We start from the raw sequence: 10,034 nt of genomic DNA on the forward strand, positions 1-10,034 counted from the left end.
GCCTGTAAGTAGGCGGTGGATCACGTTTCGGGGTCGATGCGGATGCGGCTCCCCAGAGAAGGCCCGTAGTCCCCGCGTGCGACATCCTGTGCTGCGGGGTGGCGCCCTGGGCGGCGGGCACGCGTGCTGTGAGTGGAGTGCGCGTGCCCGCCGTGGGGGCGCTGCTGGAGCTCGGAGCGGTCCATGTCACCGCCCCGACCGGGACGTCGGGTTCAGGAGAGGTCGAACCGGTCGAGGTTCATCACCTTGTCCCACGCGGCCACGAAGTCACGCACGAACTTCCCTCCCGCGTCCTGGGACGCGTAGACCTCCGAGACGGCTCGGAGCTGGGAGTGTGAACCGAAGATGAGGTCGACCGCGGTGGCGGTCCACTTGATAGTGCCCGTGGCGCGATCAAGACCTTCGAATACGTTCTCCTCCGAGGCCGATGCCTTCCACTCCGTGCCCATGTCGAGCAGGTTGACGAAGAAGTCGTTGGTCAATGTCTCGGGCCGGTGAGTGAAGACGCCATGCGGGGATCGCCTGAAGCCGGTGTTCAACACGCGCATGCCGCCGATCAGCACCGTCATCTCGGGAGCGGTCAGCGTCAACATGTTGGCGCGGTCCAGCAGGAGGGTCTCCGGCGACAACTTCTCTCCCGCCCGGAGGTAGTTGCGGAACCCGTCGGCCCTGGGTTCGAGCATGGCGAACGACTCCACGTCGGTCTGTTCCTGCGTGGCGTCCGTACGACCCGGTGCGAACGGGACTGTGATGTCGTACCCGGCGTTCTTCGCGGCTTGCTCGACGGCCGCGCAACCGCCCAGGACGATCAGGTCGGCGAGCGAGACCTTCGTTCCGCCGGCGTGTGAGAGGTTGAAGTCCTGCCGGATCTGCTCCAGCTTCTGCAACACCTCGGCCACCTCGGGCAGGTGGTTGACCTCCCAGTCCCTTTGCGGTGCGAGTCGAATCCGCGCCCCGTTGGCCCCGCCACGCTTGTCGGTGCCGCGGAAGCTCGCCGCCGCCGCCCAAGCGGTGGTGACCAGCTGGGAGATGGACAGTCCCGAGGCGACGATCCTGCTCTTGAGGGCGGCGATGTCCTCGTCCGCGACCAGTTCGTGATCGACCTCGGGGACGGGATCCTGCCACAGCTGCGGCTCGGGAACCCACGGGCCCAGGTAGCGCGTGACGGGGCCCATGTCGCGGTGCAACAGCTTGTACCACGCCTTGGCGAACGCTTCCGCGAGCCTGTCCGGGTTCTCGTGGAAGCTCTTCGCGATCGGGCCGTAGACCGGATCCAGCTTCAGCGCGAGGTCCGTCGTCAGCATCATGGGAGCGTGCCTCTTCGACGGATCGTGAGCGTCGGGCACCGTGTCCTTGGCCGAAGGATCCGTGGGAGTCCACTGCTTGGCACCGGCGGGGCTCGTCGTCAGCTCCCAGTCGTACCGGAACAGGTTGTCCAGGTATCCGTTGTCCCACCTGGTCGGCTCGGAGGTCCATGCGCCCTCGAGCCCACTGGTGAGCGTGTCGGCGCCCTTGCCGCTGCCGTACGTGTTCCGCCAGCCGAGGCCTTGCTGCTCGATGGGGCCGGCCTCGGGTTCCGGACCGATGTACGCGGGATCGACGGCGCCATGGCACTTGCCGAATGTGTGGCCGCCGGCGATGAGCGCAACCGTCTCCTCGTCGTTCATCGCCATGCGCCCGAATGTCTCGCGAATGTCCCGGGCGGCGGCCATCGGATCCGGGTTGCCGTTGGGCCCCTCCGGATTGACGTAGATCAGTCCCATCTGCACGGCACCGAAGGGAGTGGCGAGTTCCCTGTCGCCGCTGTAGCGCTCATCTCCGAGCCAGGTGTCCTCGGGCCCCCAGAAGATTTCCTCGGGTTCCCAGATGTCCTCTCGCCCGAAGCCGAACCCGAACGTCTTGAACCCCATGGATTCCATGGCGCAGTTGCCGGCGAAGACCAGAAGGTCGGCCCAGGAGATTTTCTGGCCGTACTTCTGCTTGACCGGCCAGAGCAAACGGCGCGACTTGTCGAGGCTCGCGTTGTCCGGCCAACTGTTGAGGGGGGCGAAGCGCTGAGCGCCGGAGCCGCCACCGCCCCGGCCGTCGGCGACACGATACGTGCCCGCGGCGTGCCAACTCATCCGGATGAAGAGCGGCCCGTAGTGGCCGTAGTCGGCAGGCCACCAGTCCTGTGACGTCGTCATCACCTCGAAGACGTCCCGCTTCAGCGCGTCGAGGTCGAGGGTCGCGAACTCTCTGGCGTAGTCGAAGTCCTCGTCCATCGGATTGGAGCGGGACGAGTGCTGGTGGAGAATCTGAAGGTCCAGCTGATTCGGCCACCAGTCCCGGTTTGTCTTGGGGCGAGTCGGCGTGGGGGTCGGGGAGGGGATTGCTGGGTTCTCGCTTTCGCTGCGGGACACGTCCGTCCTTCTTTCCGTCTCGGTTTTTCCACGCACAATGCCGATGATTGTGATGTGTCGGCGTCCGTATGGTCGCGCACCGGAGACGGCACTGCTAAGAAACACGCAGAGCGTCCCCGCATGACAAACGGGAGAGAAGCGGCTGCTTTTCTGCTCCCGTTTTGACGGGGACTCACGCCGACAGAGGCGGCCGCGGCCTGGTTCCGTGACAGACAGGGGTTCCGCGTACAGGTGGGCTTGTCGCCGGTCCGGGGACGGTTGATGACGCGGACGGCCGCAGCCTTCTGGATGCCGAACCCATCCACCTTCGGCATTGGCCAGAAAGCCAAAGCACCCCTCACTGTCTTGGCCAACGCGCACACGCCTTCCCACCTCGCCCTTCCGCATCATCAAGGGCCGGAACGGGAGCTGTGAGAGGAGTGGACGCGTGGACACTGTGCAGACGAGACCGCCGCGACCCGCGGGTCGAGTCGGGACCGCGAGCAGGTTGACGCGGCGGCGGGACGTCGCCGATCTGGTCGCCGAGGCCCGTGGAGGTGAGCTGCGTCGGACGATGGGGCTCACACAGCTCACGCTGCTCAGCGTGGGTGCCACCCTCGGCACCGGGATCTTCGTCGTCCTCGGCCAGGCGGTGCCCGAGGCGGGCCCCGCCGTCGTCGTCTCGTTCGTGCTCGCCGGGATCACCGCATTGTTCTCCGCCCTGTCCTACGCCGAGCTGGCGGGCATGATCCCGGGTGCCGGATCCTCGTACAGCTATACCTACGCCACGCTCGGCGAGCTGGTGGCATGGGTCTGCGGCTGGTGTCTGGTGCTGGAATACGGCGTCTCGGTCGCCGCCGTCGCGGTCGGCTGGGGCCAGTACGTGAACGAACTGCTGGAGCTCACCGTCGGCTGGACGCTGCCCGAGTCGCTTGCCGCCCCGCCCGGCGCCGGCGGCGTGCTGAACGTTCCGGCCGCCGCGATCGTCGTCCTCGCCATGGTCGTGCTGCTGCGCGGGGCCCGCGAGAGCGCCGTCGTCAACACGATCATGGTCGCGGTGAAGGTGGCCGCCCTGGTGCTGTTCTGCGCCGTCGCCTTCACCGCGTTCCGCGCCGGGAACTTCCAGCCGCTGTTCCCGCTCGGCATGGCGGGTGTGAGCGCGGGCGCCGCCTCGCTGTTCTTCTCGTACATCGGCTTCGACGCCGCGTCGACGGCCGGTGAGGAGGCGAAGAACCCGCAGCGTGACCTGCCGCGCGCCATCCTCCTCTCCCTCGGGCTGATCACCGCGCTGTACTGCGTGGTGGCGATCGCGGCGGTCGGTGCGATGCCGTGGCAGAAGTTCGCGGGTACCGAGGCCACTCTCAGCGAGGTGCTGGTCCGCTCGGTCGGCGGCGGCAACCTGTGGCCGATCCTGCTGTCCGTGGGCGCGGTCGTCGCCACCACGAGCGTCGTCCTCGCCGTGCAGTACGGGCAGACGCGCATCCTGTTCTCGATGGCGCGCGACGGGCTGGTGCCGCCGGTGTTCGCCAAGGTCCATCCGAAGACCGGGGTGCCCCGCGCCAACACGGTGATCGTGTCCGTGTTCGTCATGGTGCTCGCCGCACTGGTGCCGCTGGGCGCGCTCGCCGACGCCACCAGCATCGGCACCCTGTTCGCGTTCGCGCTGGTCAACTGTGCCGTGCTGATCCTGCGCCGGCGCAGCCCCGAGGCGCCGCGCAGCTTCCGGGTACCGCTCGCGCCGGTGACGTGCGTGCTGGGCACGTTGTGCTGCGGCTATGTGATGTGGGGGCTCGGCGCCGACACCTGGATCGCGTTCGGCCTGTGGATGGCGGTCGGGTTCGCGATCTACGCGCTCTACGGCATCAAGCACTCCCGGCTGGGCCGGCCCGCCACGCAGGAGAAGACCGTCGTATGACCTCGTTGAACCCGACCGGCGATCTGGTCGACCTCACCCGGGCCCTGGTGGACACGCCGTCCGAGAGCGGGGACGAGGCCGGTCTCGCGGACGCCGTGGAGTCCGCCCTGCGCGGCTGCGCGCATCTGACGGTCGAACGCATCGGCAACTCCGTCGTGGCCCGCACCGACTCGGGCCGCGCCGAGCGGGTGGTCATCGGCGGCCACCTGGACACCGTTCCGGCCGCCGGGAACCTGCCCTCCCGGCTGGACGGAGAGCTGCTCCACGGGCTCGGGGCGTGCGACATGAAGGGCGGCGTAGCCGTCGCCCTGCGCCTCGCGGCCACCCTCACCGCACCGGTACGCGACGTCACGTACGTCTTCTACGAGTGCGAGGAGGTCTCCGGTGACCGCAACGGCCTGAACCGCATCGCCGCCGAGCGCCCCGACCTGCTCAAGGCGGACCTCGCGATCCTCATGGAGCCGTCCGAGGCGGGCGTCGAGGCGGGCTGCCAGGGCGTGCTGAACGCGGACATCACGGTGCGCGGCGAGCGCGCGCACACGGCCCGCTCCTGGATGGGCGTCAACGCCGCGCACCGAGCGGCCGCCGTGCTCCGGCGCCTCGACGACCACACCGCCGAGCGGATCGTCATCGACGGCCTGGAGTACCGCGAAGGGCTGAACGCGGTCGCCGTCCGGGCGGGTATCGCCGAGAACGTCGTCCCCGACACCTGTGTGATCACGGTCAACCTGCGCTTCGCGCCCAGCCGTTCGACCGGGCAGGCCGAGGCGTATCTGCGCGGACTCTTCCCGGAGTACGAGGTCGAGGTCACCGAGGTCGTGCCGGGAGCCCTGCCCGGGCTCGGACGGGGCCCGGTCGCCTCGTTCGTCGAGGTCCTGGGTGCCACGCCCCGCCCCAAGCTGGGCTGGACCGACGTCGCCCGCTTCGCCGCGCTCGGCATGCCCGCGCTCAACTACGGCCCCGGCGACCCGACCCTCGCGCACACCGCCGGGGAGTACGTGCCCGTAGGGCAGCTAAGGGAGTGCGAGGCCCGGCTCACGGCCTGGCTGAGCGGCTGAACCCCACCCACGACCGGCCGCGGGCGGGGTCATTCACCGGTCGGCGCCCCGCAGGCCCCCGAGCGTCCGCAGTTGCAGCCACAGCACCAACCGCTCGTCCGGGTCGTCCAGATCGATGCCGAGGTGCTGCTGCGCCTGCCTGAGGCGGTACCGGCAGGTGTTGGGGTGCACGGCGAGCAGCTTCGCCGTCCGCGCCATGTCGCATCCTGTGTCCAGCCAGCACACCAGGGTCCTGGCGTAGTCGGTGCCGTGCCCGGCGTCGTACGCCAGCACCTCCCGCCAGGAACCCGCCGTCAACTCCCGCTGATCGCCGATGAGTTCACGCAGCCGGAGCAGGGTGACACGGGCACGTACCTCGGTCACGGCAGCGACGTCCTCGTCCGGCGCGAGCACCCGCAGGACGAGGTCGGCGTCGTCCCGTGAGCCGCGCACGGCCGCCAGGTCCGCGACCACGTCGCCCAGCCCCGCCCGCACCGGCACCCGCAACGCCTGACCCGCGCGCCGCACGATGTCCTCGACGAGTCGCTTGTGCCGCTCCCCACCGCGCTCACCGGCCACCGGCAGCAGCGCGTACACCCTCCCGTCCACCTGCACGCACGCGTGCCGCCCGTAGCGCGCCTCGCACTGGAGCCGTACGAGGTCCAGCAGCCGCAGCGCGGTCTGCTCCCCGTCGGGCGCGGACACCGTGCCGTCGAGTGCGAAGGCGGCGACACGGACCGGGGCGTCCGCGGCGAGGCCGAGGCGGTGCGCGGCGCCGGCGGGATCGGCGGTGCCGTCGAGGAGGCGGCGCAGCAGGTCGCTCGTCAGATGCCGGGACAGTTCCTCGCTCGCCCGGGCCCGCAGCAGGAGCAGGGCGGCCGTGGACGCGCCTTGGGCGAGCGCCTCCTCGGCATCGGGGCCGAGATGCCCGTCGTCGACGGCCCACACCGACCCCAGCGTCTCACCGCCGGCGCGGATCGCGACGGCGAGTCGCGGCAGCTCGTCGCCGTCGAGTGCGGCGAGACGTACGGGTCCGGGGGCGGCGAACAGGACGCGGTACTGCTCGGTGTTCTCGGGGCTGCTCGGCACCTGGCGGCCCAGGATGCCCTGCCGCCGGGCCTCGTCGACGGCCTGCCCGGGGACGGTGGAGTAGGCCAGAATCCGCTGGCGGGCGTCCTCGACGACGGTCGCACCGCCCACGGCCGTGGCCACCGCGTTGGCGAGTGCGAACAGGTCCCCGAAGGCGGCCCCGCCGCCCGCCGGGCCGGGCCGGGAACCGATGGCGGATGCCAGCAGCAGATGGACGTGATGCCAGGCGGCTTCCTCGTCGACGGCGAGCAGCACGAGGCCGTGGGCCTTCGCCGCCGCCACCCCCTCGGGCTGCCCGTCCCTGTCCCGTACCACGAGCCCGGCCATCCCGGCCGCCGCGGCATCGTGGACCAGCGGCCCGACCTCACCCGCTCGCGCCCCGACCGCCAGCAGCAGGGCGCCGGGCGCGCTGCGCGGAAGCGGGGCCGCGGCGTCGTGGAGCAGGACGTCCGAGACGGGTCCGCTGAGGCCGGCCGGGGCGGTGAGCACGCGGAACATGGGCTCGCCGAGCGTGTCGAGAAGCTCCTCGAGGGTGCAGGCGTCCATGGGCGGGGTGGTCCCTCCGGTGGGGGCGGTCACATGGGGACGATTGGCGTTTTTATCGGACGGTGACCGCTGAGGGCCTTGGCCGATCGCAACAAAGGCATGGGGTCTCATTGTGCCTGATGACAATGGCCGACAGGTCGCGGCCTTGGAGACTCGAGGCATGACACCTGTGACGAGCTCCGCCGCCGGGCCCGGTGCGGCGGACGGTACGCCGAACGTGGGCGCCCTCGCCGGGGACGTGGCCCGTGGCGCCGCGGACGCATCCCGCATCACCCGGGAGGGACTCGCCGTCGCCGCGGCCCGTAACGCCGGGGTCACGGTGCGTACCGTGCACGACGTGGCCGGTATCCGTGCCGTGGCCGACTTCTTCGCCGATGTGTGGCAGACGCCGCGCGCCACCGCGCCCTACCCCTCGGAGGTGCTGCACAGCCTGGTGCACGCCGGTGGCGCGGTGCACGCGGCGTACTCCGCCGGGCCGTCGGGCGAACGGCTGGCCGGGGCGGCGGTGGCGGTGTTCGGGCCACCCGCCGAGCGGGACGTGTACTCGTTCGTGGCCGCGGCGAGTGCGTCCGGCCGGGGCGTGGGCTTCGCGGTCAAGCAGGCGCAGCGGCTGTGGGCGCTGGAGCGGGGCGCCACCACCATGCGCTGGACCTTCGACCCGCTGGTCAGCCGCAACGCCCGCTTCAACCTGGTCAAGCTGGGCGCCGTCGGCAGCGAGTACCTGGTCGACTTCTACGGCCCGATGAGCGACGGCGTGAACGACGGCGACGAGAGCGACCGGCTGACCGTCGTGTGGGACCTGGTGACCGGGACCACCCGGAAGGACGACCCCGCCGAGGGCCGCTCGGCCGCCGATGTCGTGCGCCGGGCACCGGACGGCGGCCCGCTCGCCCTTGGCGACGCGGACAGGCTGTGGTGCCGCGTCCCCGAGGACATCGTCGCGCTGCGCGCCGCCGACCGTGCGCTCGCGCTTCACTGGCGGCACGCCGTGCGTGAGGTCTTCACCGAGGCGTACGCCGACGGCCTGCGCGCGACGGCCATGTCCCGCGACGGCTGGTACCTGCTGACCCGCGGCCCGTCGCCCGACCCCTCCGAGTCCGCTTCCGAGGAGCAGGAATGAAGCTCGAACGCGTTGAACTGCTCCACGTCGCCATCCCGCTCGTCACCCCGTTCCGTACCTCGTTCGGGACGATGACCAGCAAGGACACCTTCCTGCTGCACGTGGTGACCGACGAGGCCGAGGGCTGGTCGGAGTTCGCCGCCGACCCGCAGCCGCTGTACTGCTCGGAGTTCGTCGCCGGCGCCGAGATCGTGATCCGGGACTTCCTGCTGCCGCGCGTCGCCGCCCTGCCCGAGCCGACGACCGCGGCTGTCGCCCCCGTCATGGCCTCCGTGAAGGGCCATGAGCTCGCCAAGGCCGCCCTGGAAACCGCCCTCCTGGACGCCGAACTGCGCGCCTACGGGATGTCATTCGCGACCTTTCTCGGTTCGGTCCACGAACGGGTGCCCGCCGGGGTCTCGGTCGGCATCAAGAACTCCGTGCCCGAACTGCTCGACGACGTCGAGCGGTATCTCACCGAGGGCTACCTCCGCATCAAGCTGAAGATCGAGCCGGGCTGGGACATCGAGCCGGTGCGCGCCGTACGCGAACGCTTCGGCGACCGACTCCGGCTCCAGGTCGACGCCAACACCGCCTACACGCTCGCCGACGCCGAACACCTGTGCGGACTCGACGACTTCGGGCTGCTGCTGATCGAGGAGCCGCTGGAGGAGAACAACCTCCACGCCCATGCCCAGCTCCAGAAGCGTCTGGCCACCCCGGTCTGCCTCGACGAGTCGATCCACTCCGCGCGCGACGCGGCGTCCGCGATCGCGATGGACGCCTGCCGGGTGGTCAACGTCAAACCGGCCCGCGTCGGCGGCTATCCGGAAGCCCGTCGCATCCACGACGTCGCCGCCGCCCACGGCGTACCCGTGTGGTGCGGCGGAATGCTGGAGACGGGCATCGGCCGCGCCCCCAACCTCGCGCTCGCCGCCCTCCCGGGCTTTACCCTCCCCGGCGACACCTCCGCCTCCAGCCGGTACTTCGCCGAGGACATCACCGAACCGTTCGTCCTTCAGGACGGCCACTTGCCCGTACCAACCGCCCCGGGCATCGGCGTCGCCCCCCTGCCGGACGCGCTCGCCCGGTTCACGACGGGGACTCGGGTGTTGTACGCGGGACCGAAGTGATCAAGCGGCGGTGGTGACGGCGGCGTGGGCGGAGCCGTGTGGCCGGCGGCCGGTCGACGAGGACGCGCGTGGACACCGGCCTGCCGACCAGCACGCCCGAAGGCGCGACGGACCCCATCGACGCCGACCTGCGCAACCAGGTTGGCGCCCAAGGAGACTGGAGCGCAAGCGAGGGCGACGGCGAGTGGCCACCGCCGCTCACTCGGCCACGGGCGAAACGTCACTGGCTTCGTCGCGGGTTCTGGAGCCCGCCCCCGTTCGAGACGGAGATGGGGTTCCAGGCGTTTCCTCGCACGCCGTCCGAGGGCGTTGGACTTCGGCTCGCCGGTCGACGGGTCCGGACCGTCATGAGCTCGATGACCGCCGCCCGACCGAGCCGGTGCGATGATGGCGGCGTCGGGTCGACAACCAGGCCCTGGTCGCCGAACTGCGGGCGTCCCGTGGCGCACTCGATCGTGGCCGTACGGCTGCGCCCGGCTCGCTGACCGGCGGACTGTGAAACCGTGAACCAGTGAAAGGACCCGATGCGGGTGTCGAGCGTGCCCGAGACGGGCAACACCGTCAACAACCCAGTGATCCCCGGCTTCTTCCCGGATCCGAGCATCTGCCCGGGTGGGTGAGGACTACTACGTCGCGTGTTCCAGCTTCGAGTACTTCCCGGGCGTGCCCGTCTTCCACAGCCGGGACCTGGTGCACTGGACGCAGATCGGCAATGCGCTGGACCGGTCGAGCCAGCTGCGTCTGCCGCTGGACTCGCCTTCCTCGGGAGGGATTTACGCGCCCACTCTGCGACATCACGACGGCCGGTTCTGGCTGATCGTCACCAACGTGAGT

The 10,034-nt window shown here is 70.5% G+C and carries 6 protein-coding genes and 1 pseudogene; 5 read left to right on the forward strand and 2 right to left on the reverse strand.

The features are described from left to right. Nucleotides 1-212: 212 nt before the first annotated feature. Nucleotides 213-2,402, reverse strand: a complete 2,190-nt coding sequence (gene katG, locus SSP24_RS14510; RefSeq protein ID WP_141309944.1) for a catalase/peroxidase HPI — start codon at nt 2,400-2,402, stop codon at nt 213-215. A 427-nt stretch (nt 2,403-2,829) separates the two neighbouring features. Here katG and SSP24_RS14515 point away from each other — a divergent pair, with 427 nt between their 5' ends. Together SSP24_RS14515 and dapE are read left to right on the forward strand one after the other, a co-directional pair. Next, entirely contained in the window at nt 2,830-4,296 is a 1,467-nt protein-coding gene (locus SSP24_RS14515; RefSeq protein ID WP_141309925.1) for an amino acid permease, read from the forward strand. Then, on the forward strand, nt 4,293-5,354 hold the full coding sequence (dapE, locus tag SSP24_RS14520; RefSeq protein ID WP_141309926.1) for a succinyl-diaminopimelate desuccinylase: 1,062 nt from the start codon (nt 4,293-4,295) through the stop codon (nt 5,352-5,354). Before SSP24_RS14515 ends, dapE begins: the two co-directional genes overlap by 4 nt. A 33-nt stretch (nt 5,355-5,387) precedes the next feature. Here the strand turns inward: dapE and SSP24_RS14525 are convergent, their stop codons facing one another. Next, nucleotides 5,388-7,001 carry a helix-turn-helix domain-containing protein gene (locus SSP24_RS14525; RefSeq protein WP_373306723.1) on the reverse strand — a complete coding sequence of 538 codons (1,614 nt, stop codon included), beginning with the start codon at nt 6,999-7,001 and terminating at the stop codon, nt 5,388-5,390. A gap of 127 nt (nt 7,002-7,128) precedes the next feature. Between SSP24_RS14525 and SSP24_RS14530 the strand changes: the two genes are divergently transcribed. From SSP24_RS14530 to SSP24_RS14540, 3 genes and pseudogenes are all read left to right on the forward strand, one after another. Then, nucleotides 7,129-8,088, forward strand: a complete 960-nt coding sequence (locus SSP24_RS14530; protein WP_229865407.1) for a chorismate synthase — start codon at nt 7,129-7,131, stop codon at nt 8,086-8,088. Next, complete coding sequence (gene menC, locus SSP24_RS14535) at nt 8,085-9,200, forward strand: o-succinylbenzoate synthase (protein WP_141309927.1); 1,116 nt, start codon at nt 8,085-8,087, stop codon at nt 9,198-9,200. The genes SSP24_RS14530 and menC overlap by 4 nt, the downstream gene beginning before the upstream one ends. 524 nt (nt 9,201-9,724) lie before the next feature. Next, nucleotides 9,725-10,034: pseudogene (locus SSP24_RS14540) on the forward strand (family 43 glycosylhydrolase); the annotation flags it as partial.

Source organism: Streptomyces spinoverrucosus (assembly GCF_006539505.1).
Classification (GTDB): Bacteria; Actinomycetota; Actinomycetes; order Streptomycetales; family Streptomycetaceae; genus Streptomyces; species Streptomyces spinoverrucosus.

Excerpts from the sequence above, each read along its gene's own strand:
- dapE (WP_141309926.1), top strand. The coding sequence starts at position 4,293 with ATGACCTCGTTGAACCCGACCGGCGATCTGGTCGACCTCACCCGGGCC.
- menC (WP_141309927.1), top strand. The coding sequence starts at position 8,085 with ATGAAGCTCGAACGCGTTGAACTGCTCCACGTCGCCATCCCGCTCGTC.
- SSP24_RS14530 (WP_229865407.1), top strand. The coding sequence starts at position 7,129 with ATGACACCTGTGACGAGCTCCGCCGCCGGGCCCGGTGCGGCGGACGGT.